Here is a 16,564-nt window from a genome sequence, read left to right on the forward strand (position 1 = left end):
TAACTATTGAACTCTACATTATCGATCTGCTACCATTTAAACTATGTTTCTCGCCCAACGCTACGCACTCCGTTTAAAACCCGCCCAGGAGGCGCTTTTGCGCCGCTGGTCGGGTGGCGCGCGCTGGCTCTGGAATCAGGCTTTGGCGTGTCAACACGAACGCTATGCCCAAGGTCTCCCTTATGCTAACTACATTGAAATGGCCAAGTGGCTCACGGAATGGCGCCATGCGCCGGCAACGGCGTGGTTAAGTGAAAACCCGGTGCACGTGCAACAGAGCGTATTGAAACGCCTGGACGAGGCATATCGGAGGTTCTTTGCACGGTGTAAAGAGGCCAAGGCACCGGCTTCATCCGGTGCAACGCGCAAGCGCCGCAACAAAGTCGGGCCGCCCCGATTTAAAAGGCGGGGCCAGGAGCCGGGCTTGCGATTTCCTGATAAGGCGCAAATTCATTACGATGCGGCCAACGGCCGGCTCAAATTGTCGAAGATCGGCTTTGTGCGGCTGCGCCACTCCAAGGTCGTGCCCGGTGCTATTGCCAATGCCGCGCTCACGCGCGAGGGCAATAAGTGGTTTGTCTCGGTGCAATATAGCGTACCCGACGTCACGCCTCTGGGGCTTCCTCCCGAGGCCGGCGCCGATGCCGGCGTGAAGGTTTTATGCACGATGAGCAATGGGGTGATGCACGCCGCGCTCAATGCCCTCAAAAAGCAAGCCGGACGTATCAAGCATCAACAACGGGCGGTGTCGCGAAAGACAAAGGGATCGAAAAACCGCCGTAAGGCGGTGAATCGTTTAGGCGCATTGCACCGGCAAGCGGCGCGTCAACGTAAAGACTGGCTTCATAAGCTCTCGACGCTCTTGGCAAATACGTATTCGACGATTGCGATCGAAGATCTGCACGTAGCGTCCATGAGCGCCTCGGCGCGCGGCACGGTCGAGGCGCCTGGCAAGAACGTCAAAGCCAAAGCGGGTTTGAACCGATCAATCTTAGACCAAAGCTGGGCCATGTTTTGGGGCTTTTTAGACTATAAACTCCGGGCGAAAGGCGGAGAACTGATTCGAGTTAACCCCGCTTTCACGTCGCAGCGATGTTATGTGTGCGACCATACGGAAAAGGCCAATCGCCCAACGCAATCTCAGTTTCGGTGTGTGGCCTGCGGCCACACAGATCACGCGGATGTGAATGCCGCGAAGAATATTTTGGCCGCGGGACACGCGGTCTGGTTGACCCGCAAGGGTCAATCGCTGCCTGTGGAGGGAATGTCAGACGTGGCCGAGTTGCTCGGCCCGCAGTTCTCTATGAAGCAGGAACTCTCTCAGACGAGGCCATGTTAGAAATGGCTCTCGTTGTGGGAATCCCCGCCCCTTGGGGCGTGGGAGGATGTCAATGCAGTAATATCCAGCTTGAGTCGTCATGTAAATGCCTTCGAGGGGAATTTTATGCGTTACGCTAACTATGTGACCGGTGCGCTGGTCTTGTTTTCTGCTATGCAGTTGGCTCAGGCCGATACGCTTAGCGTTGTCAAAAACCGCGGCTACGTCGAGTGTGGTGTAACTACGGGCTTTGCCGGTTTTTCGGCGCCCGACGATAAAGGTAACTGGAAGGGGCTGGATGTTGATATGTGCCGCGCGGTGGCGGCGGCCGTTCTGGGCGATGCCAGCAAGTTCAAGGCGGTTCCTTTGAATTCGCAGCAGCGCTTTACTGCTTTGCAGTCCGGCGAAATCGATCTGCTGGCTCGCAACACGACGGTTACTCAGCAGCGCGATACGGCGTTGGGTGCTATCTCCGCCGGCGTTAATTACTATGACGGCCAAGGTTTTCTGGTGCCTAAATCGTTAAAGGTTAAAAGCGCCAAGGAATTGGATGGCGCCACGGTCTGCATGCAAACTGGTACGTCCAACGAAAACACGATGGCTGATTGGGCGCGGGCCAATAATATCCATTACAAGCCGGTGGTGATTGAGCAGTTCAATGAAGTCGTCAATGCATTTGCGTCCGGCCGTTGCGATGTCTTTACCACCGATGCATCGGGTTTGGCGTCGATCCGGATTTCGAAAATGCAAAACCCGGATAATTATGTGGTGTTGCCCGAGATCATTTCCAAAGAGCCGCTGGGGCCTTTTGTTCGCCAGGGGGATGATCCGTGGCTGAATATCGTCAAGTGGTCGCTATACGCCATGATCGGGGCTGAAGAGCTGGGGATTACCTCCAAAAATGTGGATGAAGAGTTGAAAAGCGCCAACCCCAACGTGCAACGCCTGCTGGGTGTTACGCCGGGGGCGGGCAAAAACATGGGCGTAGACGAGAAATGGGCCTATAACATCATCAAACAGGTCGGCAATTACGGCGAAAGCTTCGAGCGTAACGTCGGTATGGGCAGCCCTCTGAAAATCGCTCGCGGCTTGAACGCTCAATGGACTAAGGGCGGCCTGATGTACGCCTTGCCTGTGCGTTGATGTTATAGGTGAATGGCAGCCACAAGGGCTGCCGCTACAAGAACGTACCGGTTGTTCATGTAGCGGCACCCCTTGTGGGTGCCACCACAACGCTGCAATCATCTGCAATCGCAGCAACTACTACTTCCCAAACATCAAACGCGCGTCGCCTGGCCGATTAGCTCGTTCACTCATTGATTAAGGCTTTTTACCTGCTGCCTGTATCGGAATGCATAAAACTAAGGCATGTCATTGTGTTTGGTGTAGGATTTAATCCTACTGAACTTAGTGGAGCTTTGCCATGCGAACAACTCGGCAAATGAGTATTACCTTGCCCAAAGAAATGGCTGAAGTGGTAAAGGCCAAGGTGCGTACCGGGGAGTATGCCTCCGAAAGCGAGGTCATCCGTGATGGGTTGCGTGTTCTTTAAGCGCGTGATCGAGCCGTAGATAATTGGTTGATCGGCCATGTTGGCCCCCGTCTTCGATGCGTTGAAGGAAGATCCGACCAGAGCCGTAGCTATCGAGAACGTACGTGATCGTCTTGCCGCTGAACACAACAAGGTACGATGAACTTCCCCGTATTCCCTGTACTATTTCTCTATGAAAGTTCTGGACACTCGATTACCCGGCGTCAAGCGTATCCAGCCTGCCGTGCATGCTGATGAGCGCGGGTATTTTCTGGAAAGCTTCCAGGCGAGCCGCTATCAGGAATTGCTGGGCCTGACGCAGTCTTTTGTGCAAAGCAACTGTTCGCACTCCAAGTACGGTGTGCTGCGCGGCATGCATTTTCAGGTGCTTCATCCGCAGGGCAAGCTGCTGCATGTGACGCGTGGCGAAATCTTTGACGTGGTGGTGGATTTGCGCAGCACTTCACCCACCTTTGCTCAATGGGAGGGCATTACCTTGTCGGGGCAAAGCCAGGAGCAATTGTGGATTCCACCCGGCTTGGCGCACGGGTTTGTAGTGCTGTCGGAAGAGGCCGATGTGGCCTACCAGTGCACCGATTACTACCGGCCCGGGGATGAGGCCTGCTTGCGCTGGGATGACCCCGGTCTGGCAATTACGTGGCCCATTACTCAACCGCTTATATCCGCTAAAGACCGGCAAGGCCTGTCACTAAAGGCGTTGCAGGCGGCGGAACGCTTGCCGCTTGCGGCATACCACCCATGAAAGTCCTACTTACCGGTGCCGGCGGCCAGTTGGGACGCTGCTTGCAAGATCGCCGCCCCGCCGACTGGCGATTGCTGGCGGCCGATCATAAAACGCTGGACATCACCGACGTGCAGGCGGTAAGCCGGCGTGTGAAGCAATTCCAGCCGCAACTGATCATCAATGCGGCAGCCTATACCAATGTCGATCAGGCCGAGAGTGATCGGGAACGCGCCTATGCCGTCAATGAACATGGGGCACGTTATTTGGCGCAGGCCGCCCGGCATGCGGGTGCGCGGCTGATTCATATTTCTACCGACTATGTGTTCGATGGCGAGGGGTTGCGGCCCTATGTGGAAACGGACCCGGTGAATCCGCTGAATGTCTATGGGCGCAGCAAGTTGGCGGGCGAGCAGGCCGTGCTGCAAGAATGCGCAGAGCAGCCGAATGTGGCCGATCACGCGCAATCCGGCGCAGCTCCGCGACAGCCCCGGCCCGATGCGCCATCGTTTATCGTGCTGCGCACGGCGTGGCTGTACAGCGAGTATGGCCGCAATTTCGTCAAAGCCATCGTCGCAGGAGCCTTGCAAGGCCAAGAGTTAAATGTGGTCAACGATCAGATCGGCGCGCCCACCTACGCCGGCAATCTGGCCCAGGCCATTATTCAGATCGGGCGGATGCCGGATCTACCTGGCGGCGTGTATCACTACAGCGGTTCTGTGGCGTTGACCAGGTACGAGTTTGCGCGCAAGGTGCTTGACGCGCTTGGAGAGGCTCAGCGCTTGGGCGATAGCAGTGAAGCCTTTCGTTTTACCCCGATAGTATCGGGGCAGCATTCTGTCGCGGCATCCAGGCCGAAATATTCGGTACTGGATAACGGAAAAATTCAGAAACTGGGCGTTAAGGAAGGTGATGGGGTGGATGTGTGCTTGCGGCGGATGGTGGCGGCGTTGTTGCGAGGATAATGGGTATTATCAATTGATTGAGAGGCGGATCAATACATCATCGGTGAGGCGGTTGTTATCCTTGACCGCTTGCGAGCTTGACGCGAAGGCACATACGGCCAAGCCAAGCGTCTGGGAATCGGAGGATGAATTCCCGTCCATCAATCTGGTTCCTATCATGGAAACGTTCATGCTGGCCTTTAAGCTCTTTAGCCCGGCCGTAAAGATATTGCCTTGGCACATTTTGGCCCGCAGCCAAGACGAGCGAAGCGCCTTGCTTCGTCTAGGCACGGTGTCCCAGCTCGCAGGCGTTGACGGCCGTCCATGCGTTGTCCATGACTAGGATGACCGGAATCAATCCCAGGTCGTAATCCAGAGGAATTTTTCTGTCTCGTTGAACATTGACTCCGGCGTGTTTAGCGACCCCACATCCACGGGAAATCGGTCGGACTTCCTGGCGGTGGCAGCCACTTGCATGACGATCATTGTCTTGGCTTATCGCTTTTTTAGGAAAAAAAGCGACCAGTCGTACTTTGGAAAGAGGGGTGGGTTTTCGAGATGCCATAAGAATCGCCAAAAGATTGATATGTGAAACCGGCTGACCCGACTTTACTGGGGAAAAGGTTCAGGCCAGCTTTTGCTTGCGGAAGCGATCCTCAAACATGATCGCAAACCGATTCACAACGAATTTGCGATTGAAGGCGGTACGCGCGGACTTTGCCAGTGTATTGCGTAGCACCTCCGTAGCAGCCTGATGGCGGAGTCGTTATTGCGGAAACGGCCCGGGTTTTGATAAGGTGACGCAGTTGCATGTCCAGGCTCGCAATGGCGTCGGTCGTGTAGGTGATGGTTCAGTAAGCTAAATTAGATCTTCATACAGATTGCTCTGATTTTTGCGGTTAATGCGCGATGAGCTCATCGAGCGATCGAATGGTGTCTTCCACCCTAGTGGGCCCGCTACGCACCAGGTGTAAGGCCTGCATGCCTATGGCGCGTGGCCCGACATAATCGTCCTCGACGGTATCGCCTACGAACAGAATGTCCGCAGGTGCGCAGCGCAACGACTGGCAGACAGCCTGGTACATGGCGGGATCCGGTTTGATCGCGCCGACATTAAAGCTCCACACATAGGCATCGAGCCCAAACGGCAGGAGTTCTAACACGGGGATAGCGTAGGGCGCCGCCAGGTTCGAGCACACGGCGATCTGGATACCTGTCTCATGCAGTGAGGTGAGTGCTCGGCGTGCATCCGGGTAGAGTGTCACGCTGGCCAGCTCCGCGAACAGGTCTTGTTTGAGCGAAGCGAGTACGGGTGCGGGCAACGCCATGCCAAACCGTTGTGCCGTCCCTGCCAGTTCCGTCAAATAGCACATCACCTGGGCCGCATCATCGTGGCGAGGCACGCGGCCTGCGTGGGCGAGCCACTGCAGGAGCTGGGCATAGGGGCGGCGCCGGTCTTGAATCTCGACCAGCGTGCCGTAGACATCGAAGACGATGGCTTTGACGCTTCCCAGGGAGGCGGCGAGAGGACTCATACAGGAGGACTCCTTATTGGACGAGGCGCTTAGCATTGAGTTGACAGCCTCAGTCGCCTTTAAATTCACCGTTTCGACTCGGACGGATTCCCTTCAACTCATGCGACAAGGTTTTCAATAACGTCGCGCGTAATCAAATTCACCCGCCACGACCCGCTCTCCTTTCATATCGGTTATCCCACGCAAATCGACACCGTAAGTACGGAACCCCATCTTTGCTTCCCACGCCCCATAGTCGCGGCCATCATGGTGATGGCCATGAAACACCGCCTTCACCCCCATCACCTGTGCCAGCAAATCCATGGCGGGAAACCCGTGCGGATGACAGGACGGCGCTTCATGCGTCACAAGAATATCCGCCTCTTGATCAGCGAGCCGATCAACCACCTCTGGAAAGACCGTCGACAGATGCTTCAGGGCTTTCTCTGTGACGTTGGCGGAGTCGCGAAGCCTGGGCAGTGTTGAGGCCTTGAGCCTGGCAAGATAGTCCCCGTAGCTGCGCACCGCCGGTTTTTGATGGGTCGCCGCCACGCCGTCCGGATACCAGACCTCGCCTCGGAAGATGCCACCCAGTCCGGCCACCCGCACCCCTTCGATCTGAACCACGCGTCCGTCCAGGCAGCGGTGCCAGGAACCCTGTAGATGGTCCCAACTCCGCTGACGATCCGTATCATGATTACCATGGATGAACCACACGCCGATGCCCGCCTCGGTGAGCGGACGGATATCTTCTTCAAAGGGGCACTGCGCCTCGATGTCACCTAGAAAGACCACGGTCGCCGTCGCATCGCCTCTCGGCCTGATAGCGGGCAGCACATGGTCGATGCGCCCGTGCACATCACCCAGAAAATAGATCATGTCGTCGCTCTTTTCGTCGTTTTACCCAAGTTACCGTTTAAGTTCAGATCGTCAAGACTCATCATCACGCCCCCATGGCTCAAGCCACTGTTGGACCTCCTCGTGGCACAGCACCAACAAGCAGGTGGTGGGCTTGCGCGCATAAGCTCCACGGTCAATGAAGAGGTGTGAGGCGTGTAGCACCATCCTTTTCAGCGGCGTGTGGCCCACGTAGGTCAAGGCGAGGCCCAGGTGCATGGGGCGGTGGCTTACCAGCAGCTTGCCCGCGGGGGTGTCGATTGGCGTGGATTGTTTCACCTTGACCTCCCCCACGAGCCGCCGGCCCCACGTCAGCGGCTCGATCATCCCTGACAAAACCTTGTCGGTCAGAAGCTCATCGGTCAAGACCCGCTTAGGCTTCTGATCTGCCGGCAAACCCGTCAACGTGGCCCAGGTGCTTCCTTCCTCCACGCTTCCGGTCATCAGCTCCGCATGCGCCACATGGAATTGAGTGGCTCCTTCGCCCACCGTGATCACGTAAGGCAAGGCCACGACGCGCGGCAGCAGGTCACGGGCCAACTCCCGTTCGGCCTCCACATCCAGATCATGGACCCAGCCTCCGCCATTCTGGAAAAACAGCGTTGCCGCGCTGCTCGACGCGTAGGGCATCACGACCCGATAGTGATAGTCGATCAGCATGTCTTCATGGTTGCCGCGCACGGCGTAAAACCACGGCTCGCGCAGCAGGCGCAGGCACCCCATGGAGTCCGGACCCCGGTCGGCTAGGTCTCCCACGGAAAGCAATCTATCTTTAGCCGTGTCAAACCCCACGCGGGTTAATTCCACGTGCAAAAGATCGAGGCACCCATGCAGGTCCCCCACGATAAAGTCGCGCCCGGCCGCATTGGTCGGCAAGCGTTGGTGAAAAGTAGGCATACGCATTCTTCTTTCGAGTGATACACCGACCTGTCTTCACAGAGACCTTCTGTCGAGACAGGCCGGTGCGGGTTAATGCAACGTGTACAGCACCTCATCGGCATCGCGCCCAAAGACGTCGAGCAACGCGCGGCGCATCTCGCGTGGAGCCAGGCCCCGCAGCAACGCCAATTGGCGTGGCGTGACCGTCAGGGTGCCCGCCGGCAGATTCCAGGATCGTTCCAGGTCCTCCAGGAGGCCCTTGACGATGACCTCGGCATGCTCGGGCCCGGGCGCTGGAAAGAACACCGGTCGCAACCGCGACAGCAAGGGGGCCGCCAGGGCGCTTATCGAATTGCTCGTAGCGATGTACAAGCAATGCGATAGATCGCACTCGGCCATCAGGTAAATATCCTGATATCGGCGGGCGTTACCGGGTTCGAGCAGGTCTAAAAGCGCCTCCTGAGGATCGCCTCCGTTGCCGTAGGCCGCATGCGCTTTGTCCACCTCATCGAGAATAAAAAATGGATTGGCCACCTTCGTCTGCTGGATAAACTCCACCATGCGCGAAGCACGATTGCTCGCCCACCCGCGGGTGACCCCTTTCAGAACCTTGGTGTCGGTTGCACCCGCCAGGTTGATGACGGTGTTGGGGGTCCCGAGTGAGTCGCTCAGGCGTTGTGCAAACCGCGTCTTACCCGTACCCGGCGGACCCACCAACAACACGGGTGCCATGCCCAGGCGCACTACGCCGTGACGCCGGCGCGCGATCAGATCGCTCATCACGACCGAGATTGCTTCGTCTGCCCACGGGAACTCGTCCGTTAGCGTCGCTCGTAGGCTGTAGAGCTTGGCCAGAGCGGGAAACATCGTGAACGCCACGGGCTTGCGCAAGACCTCGTACTGTTTGAGGTACTCGGACTCCCCCCGCTCGCTGGAGTTGGGGATGACGCCGCGCACGATCACCACCTGGTCCTGGCCTGGCTGCACCGAATGCGCTGGCACGGGCTTTGTGCTGGGCGGAACCCGATTCTGCTCCAGATCGTCCAGGCGCACATAGACCGCGAGCTGTTGCTCGATCAACGCCATGCGATAAGCCTCGGGATCCCTCGCGTGTGGGGACGCGGCCTGGATCAGGCGGTTCCAGAGCGGCTTCATCCAGGCGAGCGCCTCGCGGCGTTGGGCGACGGGAGACGTGGACTCGGACATACGTGGGCTGGGCAAAAACGTCAGGTAATTGACCACACAGGCCAAGGCGCACCCAAACGCTTCGGGTCCCCATCCGCTAAAGCCGCGCTGCACGTGGCGTAGCGTCACGCGCGCACCTAAGTACCACGCGTGTGCGACCTCCTGGCCGACCCCGGAGAACAGGCGCGAAGCCGGCCTATCGGGTTCCACTAAACGGGGCAAGGGGTCCTCTTCGAGATTGAACTCGATCTTTTTATCTCGCCGGGCCAAGAGCACATTGGCCAGCGCCAGGGCACCTACAACGCTATTGAGCTGGCGCGCCAGGTGAAACCATTCGTGCGGTTGGCTGCTACCGGCCACGCCGTGGCCGTTGGGGAAACGGTCCTGCACGAACCGTCCTAGTGTCACGGCGGCGGCTGCGCGAACGTGGCGCGCCTCGTGGAGGTCGGCCAGCACCATGAGGGACCGTTTGACCTCCCTCAAAGGAGGTGCGCACGGTTCCTGGCTGCGATAGAGGAGCGTCAAAAAGTCATCGCCAAAGAAATTCTTCAATGGCGCGTCGGGCGGGTTCGCCGCGGGTGCGTCTTCGCCCAAAATACGCGCAGACGTCTCGGCGTCTAGAAATTGGGCCAAATGGGCCGTAAATTCGTCGTGATTCATGATGGTTTTTTCCATTCGTTATTCGTTATGGTGGGTCGGTACGGCACGCACTGCACAGGGTGCTTAACCAGCCGCCTTTGTCCTCTACGGCGCTGCGGCGTCCACAGCGTTCGCAAACGCGGGCACAGGTGGCCGCCGCCAAGTCGACCGCTTCTCGCAGTGCGGCGGCCGTTTCGTCGTCTGCGCCATGGAGCTCGTAGTAAAAGCGCAAGCCGCCAAACTTCTCTTTGGCTTGCAGAACTTCTATCGAAGCCCCCGGAGCATCTTGCAGAATCGTGTCCAGGCGCGCACATAACGCAATGATGATTGGGCTCCAGCCGTCGCCATGCTCAAAGCCCCACGGCAAGGGGCCCTTGGGAAAGAGGCGTGGATAGATAGTGGGCAAAGCGTCCAAACGAGCACGAGCCTCGGACATGATGTTCTCCGATTTGAAAGCGAAAAGGGACAGAGACAGGCGACCGTGATCAGGCGGCCTGGGAAAGCGTTATCGAGGTGGTATTCGCCAACGTAATGAGGTGAAGGTGGATCGCATGAAAACTCCGATAATTTTTAATATTGGCCAAGCGTCTAATGCAAGAAGCCCCGCTGGGAGCGGGGCTTCTTGACGGCCTACCCAATGAAGAGTGGCGTCAGGCCCCCGCGCGCATGAGCGTTATCACCGCGATGGCGGTGGTCGTCATGGTGATAGGTGGATTGAGCCAGCAGCGATTCATGATCGGTCTCGGTGAAGAGTGAAAATACGTTGAGAACCCTTTCTCTACGCATGCTTATAGCCTATCAAAGAGCGGTACGCGCGTGCAAGCGAAAATCGACAAAGGCAGTAGAAAAAAATACACCCGTCGTTAAAAAGAGACGTTTAAGTATTTGAATTTATTAACTATTCATCCCGTAAAGACTCACTTTTCGTCCTGTAGAAGCTCACCTGTGGCAAGTCAGTAAGCAGGGTAGCGAGGCTCTTAGAGCTTATCCCTGCATGCCGGACCTGTCGGTATCTACGCATACCATTCATGGTGCCAACCGCAGCGCAGGTCGCGATGGGTGATCGTAGAACTTTTCGATGACAACACTCAATGCACCGTTGTCGCTGAGCCTAGATGAGTATGAATCGACCACCCATACAGGCTCATGACGAGCTCGTCGCTCGGGGCGTTAACGCTGCGATAGGCGAGACACATGGCAAAGTGAAGAAGCCGGTTGGCGGTGCTTTCTGTCATGCCGTAGTTTGGGCATATTTTGTAGGGTATGCTAATAGTGCGTATGCGGCAACTTAGGGGGAACTTTGAAGGGTTAGGCCTCGCCCGATGCCTTAATCGCGACGAAGTTTCGCTTGAAACTGAGGCTTGACTCGATCGAGTTTTTCCGTGATGATACCTACCGAACGCCGTTGCGGAGGCGTACATGCCCTAGCTAGGTGAAGCACCACAGCACCGCAGTTGTGAATGGATCCTCGGCGAACTTGTAGCCGACGTGTCACTAGGGCGCTGCGTTGGCTGCGAGATACGGCCGATATATGTCGGCCTAGGGATATGGCCATGGATAAATCACTTTCCACCGCTTCGCTGTTGATGTTTAAAGCAGAAGCAAAACGTTTGCATAGATGCGCCCTTAACAATTGTCCGACGGCACTTGGTCGATTGGCGAATACCGCGGGTGCTAACTTACCTGCACCTAGTCACACGGAGTGCCTCAAAACCTTAGCCATAGAGTATGGGTACGACTCATTTCAGCAGCTTGTCCATCTCGAGAGACTCATCCTCAAATTTACACAGATGAATATCATGAGCGGTGCATTGGATAGGGCTTATGGTCGCACATGGAATCTCAAATATTTTGACCGGCAATACGCGGCTATCCGAGAGTCAGCGGAGGGGGGCATACCCTTGGCGCATGTCGCTAAATCAAAGGACGTTGATTTTCGAGGTTTCGAGTTCACTAGCCTACTTTACAGCAGACTCATTGCCGAACTCAAAATGTTGCCACAGTTCGATTTTAGCGAGTTGGACGCGTGCGGTAGCTATATTGAAGACCTTTGGGCTTATAGCGTGACCTCGTTTGAGAGGGTAAAGCTTGCTCACGCCAAGTTTTTTCATATATCCGATGGGGGACTATCAGTGCTTCCGGGTATGAGTGTCTACTGCGGCAATTTCACTGGCGCAGATCTTCGTGGTGCGGATCTCAGAAGTGCTTATTTACGAGGTTCCGAATTTTTTGGCGCTGATTTAGAAGGTGCGGATTTACGTGGGGCGAACATCTTTGAGTGCCACTTCGAAGGCGCCCGGGGTACATTCCAGGCTGGCGGGGCATACTACAACCGGGCATGGATTGTCACATCAAAAGGGCGTCATCAGGTCTGATTGAGAGCGGTCACCTCTATAAAGGTGGCCGCTGCTTGTTTGGTAAGCACTAAATACGGCCGTTTAGTTGGTTAATCCTGTGGCTAAATCAACGGCGTGTCGATTCCATAGCACCAGGCCTCGACCTCTTCAACGCTCGTCGTTGCGGGCCAGGTTGGTGAACGCACATTTGAACCCGTGCGGTGGCATTATCTGTTCGTGCGTGGTGGTAAATTTGGTGGCAGATAGTGATGCCGCGCCATTTTTAAGACATTTAAAGTGATTTTGACGTCGCCCTCGCTGTCTGGGTGGTTTCAGGCCTGAAACTTTAGCCGCCCAGTGTGTTTCCAAAAAAAGGTAATCCCGGCTTTATGTGAGGATTGGCTTGGTACCCTAGCCCGAGTCCTCTTTCACTGTTTTTCTGTCCATAACGCTCGTTGTGTTATGGATATAACGTTGAGTTGGTGGGGTTAGCCTCAAGCAATGCATGAATCATCAACGCTGGCGTGGAATTCCGCCGCCGATGCCTTGATCCAAAGCGCCGGCGCGACGATCAGGACGGGCTATGATCGTGCGGCCTACTTGCCCCAAATGGACATAATCATCATGCCCGACATGCAGCGACTCAAAACACCCGCGAATTATTACGCGACGGTTTTGCATGAGCTAACGCATTGGACTGCCATGAGAGTCACAAAAATAGGACTTTTGGTCGTAAATTTGGGGATGATGCGTATGCCATCGAGGAACTCGTTGCCGAACTCGGCAGCGTCTTCCTATGCGCCTCCCTAGGCTTTGTCGATAGCACAATCGAGTGGCACGCGAGCTACCTTGATTCGTGGATAAAAGTGCTGAAAGCTAATGGCAGCACCGTTTTCTGCGCGGTGTCGGCGGCTCAAAAAGCCTTCGATTTGATCCAGGCAAGCAGTGAGCTGGTGGCCCTGGCTGAGTAGGCAATATAAAAGTTATCCATCCGTAGAAGCCTACCTTCCGATTTGGGGTAGGACACTATGCGGCACACTGCTTCTCACCTTCAACGTCATAGTGAGAGGCATTTTTTGCTGAGTTAAATATATTTTTGTATATGCCCACAATATTTCTAATCAGAGCGATAAAATAGGATAATATTTGTGGGCATACACAATAATTAAGAATGAATCATGAAAATCAAAAATGCAACGAAACTATCGATCAGCAGCCTGGCTTGGGCCTACCACCAGCGAAGCGATTCAATCCGTCACTTAATCGTTCGTCGAGCGCCGGGAGCCGACGAAATTATCGGTCTGCGCTGGCCCACGTCACTGGCGTTCGACAATAGGTTTCGTGGCCCCGTCAAGGCACGCAAAGGCACCTGGAATGGCGAGGTCTGGAAGTTTTCCACGCCGGAACTGGCCAGGGACGCGCTGGACGCCATTCGCGTCAATGTTCCGGGGCTTCCAGAGATTGACGACCGTGCACCGCGCCAGGACCTGGAAGGTATCAATATATCGGTCATTCCTCTTAAGAGCGGACAGACCGTCTGCCTGCTGCCCTGGCCGTTGCCACCCCTTGTTCCGCTGAACCCACCCAGCAGCGCCACACTCGTTAGACTGACGGGGACAAAAAAGGGCGAGGAGGCGCTTTTAGTGCTCGACACCAACACCAACACCAACACCAACACCAACACCAACACCAACACCAACACCAACACCAACACCGGCGACAAGGCCATGACTTTGTTTGCTAGGTCGCTCAAGGAGCGAGGCGCCATCGAGAGCAACGATCTCGCCAAATCGTGGGGGTTTGGTCAACCGGGCGCAAGCCCGATCACCATCAATGTGAATGGGTGGGCCGTTGGGCTGGCTTGCGATCTGAACGACCCGGCACATTACCTTTTTATGCCGGAAACGCAGGTTAAATGGCTGGGCGCCATCCAGATCACGCGTAAAACGTGGAAAACAAAGGAGTGGTGCACGCGAATCGAGGCGGCGGGACTCACGGCACACGGCGATAATCCGGATGATGCAGTCGCACTGCCAGCCGACTTCGACACCCTTCACGTGCCAGGATGGAGCGCCCCCGCGTCCAACGGTTACCTCCTCCATGAATACCAGCGCGAGGGAGCACTTTTTTGCGGCACCCGAGGCATGCGGGCGCTCATTGGTGATGAGATGGGTATCGGAAAAACAGCCCAGGCCATCGCCGCCGCCGAGGCGGTGAGCGCCCCGCGCATTGTAGTTATATGCCCAGCGAACGCGCGATACGTGTGGGACCGCGAGATCAAGGGGTGGGGTAGAGGTGGTGAAATACAGCACATTGCAAGCCAGCTCGACACGATCAACTTGGGAGCGCGTTGGCACATCATTACATACGACCAGGTCACACCTAAACAAGCGGTATGGCAAATCAAGGACGAGGATGAGCTTGCCGCCATCAAAGCGGTGGCGACGGCCAAAGAAATTCGAGTGGGGGGTGAGAAGGGGAAATGGCCGCGTAAAGCCACCATCATCACCGCCCCGACGAATACCCCCGCGTTTGCGAGCGAAAAGCGGCGGATGCGATGGAAACGCGATATGCAGCGAGCAGACGGCGCGCTGCTAAAGCAAATTGTAGGCCTCGGTCCGATTTTGCTTATTGCGGACGAGGCGCATCGAGCAAAAAATCGGGAGGCAAAACGCACTCAGGTGATTAAGCGGGTCACGGACAACAAGGGCGTGCAAGCGCTGCTATTGACCGGCACGCCCCTGCGCAACAACGAGCACGAAGCGGCCGTATTATTGAGTCTGCTAGACGCCGATGCAAAGGAGGATCTGAGCAAAGAAAAAGGTTACTCAATCCAGGACGTCAAGGACTACCTCGATTACTTCATGATTCGGCGCACAAAAAAGGAGGTGCTGCCACAGCTACCGCCAAAAACGCGGCAGCGAATCGATATTGAAGACCTCGATACCGATCAGATGGAAATATACGGCTCGTGCATGGAGGCGGCGCGGGACAAGTACCAGGCTGCCCTCGATCGGGGGCAGTTAGAAAAAGCCGCAAAAGAGGGAGTTCGTGGATATGTCGAAAAGGCGCGTACAGCGCTCGGAGCCGCGAAAGTGCTGGGCGGTGAGGTCGCACGGGTTGTCGAGGAGGTGGTGGAAAACAAGGGGTGTTGTGTCGTCTTTTGCACCCACCACGGCGCCAGCGATGAGTTAGCCCAGCAATTGCGCAAAGCGGGGCTGGGCGCCGCGATTGTGGACGGACGCACGCCGCAGGACGGGCGGGCACGCATCGTGGCGGAGTTCCAGGCGGGAACCATCCAGGTATTCATCGGGGGCCTCAACTCAGCAGGGGAAGCGATCACTCTTACACGTGCTGACACCGCCGTTTTCGTCGAACTCGATTGGGTGCCCGCCGCAATGCTACAGGCGGAGGACCGGATTCACCGAGTGGGGCAGGAAAGCAACTGTCTTATCCTGCATCTCATTGCGCGCGGGGTTGAGCTGGATGAAGCAATGATAGAAACAATCGGCAGCAAGATCGAGCGCATCGGAAAGGTACTGGACGAGGGCACCGAGAATATCGTTGAAAGTGAGGGGGAATCGGTAAATGCCTCAATCCTGGCGAGGCTCTTTGACAAGAACGGCCAGACCAAAAAAGAGGAGATCAAGGTGAAAGCGCCGTCCGTCGTGCTTACCCCCGCCCCCGCCGGGCGAGTGATAAGGAGAGGCGGGGACACTAAAAATGATGCGCCAGAGCCTGGCGCGAGCGTCCGGCGTAGCCGCCCAGGCCGCCCGAAGGTTTATCTCGATAGTCCAGCCCCCACGCCCACCGAGAGGTCGAAACGGTCGATTCAACAACTTGCAGAAAAGGGCGGCAAGCGTATTATGCTGCGCCTGACGCCGGACGGCATGGAGGCGCTGCGAGCCATCATGGCCACGAGCGGCACGAAGGGTGAGACGGAGGCGATCAACCGGGCACTGATCAGTCTGAGCAAAAATATTTAGAGCGTATGTGCACAATAAATAAGGCGCGCTCGCTGACATCTAAAAAGTGCCTTGGGGCTAGCCGGTCATCTGATCGTTGAGGGCACCTGTCGCCGTAGCCATGTTTTCGCGCGTTGCCCCGTGCTGGATCTGCTCGTCTGGGAGCTTAAGTGGCCCGCGAATTGAAGGCTGACCTCGCCAGGGCGGCGTCAGCCCTTCGGGCTGGAGGTGGGGCTTCTCTTCTTTAGCCGTCGCCCGCTTCTAAACAACGCTTCCGGTTTTCTCCGTTTTCAAAACCGCACATTGAATAAAATAGGAGAGGGGAGCAACGCGGTGGAGAATCGGTGCATCAGGAAGCCCTACAGGTGGCGGACACGGCTCAGCCAACGTTCATTCCAAACGTGCTCTAAATGCCTATATAGGCGCAAATTCGCTCGCTGGTCTAATTCCTGGAATTCCAGGAATTAGAAACGAGAGTTGATCACCCGGCGCTATTTGCAAGGTATTACGTTCCTGAAAACGTCCCTGGCGATCATAAAGGTAAAAGGTAGAAATTTAGTGGCGCAAACATGGGATAAAATTCAATTACGAGGTAAAAATGGTAAAGGGCTTAC

The 16,564-nt window shown here is 56.3% G+C and carries 12 protein-coding genes and 2 pseudogenes; 9 read left to right on the forward strand and 5 right to left on the reverse strand.

The window, feature by feature from the left end; genetic code table 11:
* The first annotated feature begins 43 nt into the window (after nucleotides 1-43).
* The 5 genes and pseudogenes from EDC26_RS07750 to EDC26_RS07770 all read left to right on the forward strand — a co-directional run bounded on the left by EDC26_RS07750 (nucleotide 44) and on the right by EDC26_RS07770 (nucleotide 4,556).
* Nucleotides 44-1,339 (forward strand): RNA-guided endonuclease InsQ/TnpB family protein, encoded by a 1,296-nt coding sequence (locus EDC26_RS07750; RefSeq protein WP_132581189.1) that lies wholly within the window; start codon nucleotides 44-46, stop codon nucleotides 1,337-1,339.
* Between the two features lie 105 nt (nucleotides 1,340-1,444).
* Nucleotides 1,445-2,461: an amino acid ABC transporter substrate-binding protein gene (locus EDC26_RS07755; RefSeq protein WP_132581191.1), complete on the forward strand. Its 1,017-nt coding sequence runs from the start codon at nucleotides 1,445-1,447 to the stop codon at nucleotides 2,459-2,461.
* 280 nt (nucleotides 2,462-2,741) lie between these two features.
* Nucleotides 2,742-3,012 (forward strand): annotated as a pseudogene (locus tag EDC26_RS07760) (ribbon-helix-helix domain-containing protein).
* Between the two features lie 30 nt (nucleotides 3,013-3,042).
* Complete coding sequence (gene rfbC / locus EDC26_RS07765) at nucleotides 3,043-3,612, forward strand: dTDP-4-dehydrorhamnose 3,5-epimerase (protein ID WP_132581193.1); 570 nt, start codon at nucleotides 3,043-3,045, stop codon at nucleotides 3,610-3,612.
* A complete protein-coding gene (locus EDC26_RS07770) occupies nucleotides 3,609-4,556 on the forward strand; it encodes an SDR family oxidoreductase (RefSeq protein ID WP_132581195.1) in 948 nt (315 codons plus the stop codon). The genes rfbC and EDC26_RS07770 overlap by 4 nt, the downstream gene beginning before the upstream one ends.
* A gap of 878 nt (nucleotides 4,557-5,434) precedes the next feature.
* Here the strand turns inward: EDC26_RS07770 and EDC26_RS07775 are convergent.
* From EDC26_RS07775 to EDC26_RS07795, 5 genes are all read right to left on the reverse strand, one after another.
* On the reverse strand, nucleotides 5,435-6,070 hold the full coding sequence (locus EDC26_RS07775; protein ID WP_165930951.1) for an HAD family hydrolase: 636 nt from the start codon (nucleotides 6,068-6,070) through the stop codon (nucleotides 5,435-5,437).
* A gap of 114 nt (nucleotides 6,071-6,184) precedes the next feature.
* On the reverse strand, nucleotides 6,185-6,928 hold the full coding sequence (locus EDC26_RS07780) for a metallophosphoesterase family protein (RefSeq protein WP_132581199.1): 744 nt from the start codon (nucleotides 6,926-6,928) through the stop codon (nucleotides 6,185-6,187).
* Nucleotides 6,929-6,979: 51 nt separating this feature from the next.
* Entirely contained in the window at nucleotides 6,980-7,843 is an 864-nt protein-coding gene (locus EDC26_RS07785) for a metallophosphoesterase (RefSeq protein ID WP_165930952.1), read from the reverse strand.
* A gap of 72 nt (nucleotides 7,844-7,915) precedes the next feature.
* Nucleotides 7,916-9,685: an AAA family ATPase gene (locus tag EDC26_RS07790; protein ID WP_132581203.1), complete on the reverse strand. Its 1,770-nt coding sequence runs from the start codon at nucleotides 9,683-9,685 to the stop codon at nucleotides 7,916-7,918.
* A 10-nt stretch (nucleotides 9,686-9,695) separates the two neighbouring features.
* Entirely contained in the window at nucleotides 9,696-10,085 is a 390-nt protein-coding gene (locus tag EDC26_RS07795) for a hypothetical protein (protein WP_132581205.1), read from the reverse strand.
* A gap of 155 nt (nucleotides 10,086-10,240) precedes the next feature.
* Between EDC26_RS07795 and EDC26_RS20110 the strand changes: the two genes are divergently transcribed.
* From EDC26_RS20110 to EDC26_RS20465, 4 genes and pseudogenes are all read left to right on the forward strand, one after another.
* Nucleotides 10,241-10,405: a hypothetical protein gene (locus EDC26_RS20110; RefSeq protein WP_165930953.1), complete on the forward strand. Its 165-nt coding sequence runs from the start codon at nucleotides 10,241-10,243 to the stop codon at nucleotides 10,403-10,405.
* 797 nt (nucleotides 10,406-11,202) lie between these two features.
* Nucleotides 11,203-12,024, forward strand: a complete 822-nt coding sequence (locus EDC26_RS07800) for a pentapeptide repeat-containing protein (protein WP_243700832.1) — start codon at nucleotides 11,203-11,205, stop codon at nucleotides 12,022-12,024.
* A 462-nt stretch (nucleotides 12,025-12,486) separates the two neighbouring features.
* Nucleotides 12,487-12,956 (forward strand): annotated as a pseudogene (locus tag EDC26_RS20570) (zincin-like metallopeptidase domain-containing protein).
* 207 nt (nucleotides 12,957-13,163) lie between these two features.
* Nucleotides 13,164-15,971, forward strand: coding sequence for a DEAD/DEAH box helicase (locus EDC26_RS20465; protein ID WP_132581209.1), 2,808 nt, complete (start codon nucleotides 13,164-13,166; stop codon nucleotides 15,969-15,971).
* The last annotated feature ends 593 nt before the right edge of the window (nucleotides 15,972-16,564 follow it).

Source organism: Paralcaligenes ureilyticus, from assembly GCF_004346225.1.
In the GTDB taxonomy this organism is placed as follows: Bacteria; Pseudomonadota; Gammaproteobacteria; order Burkholderiales; family Burkholderiaceae_B; genus Paralcaligenes; species Paralcaligenes ureilyticus.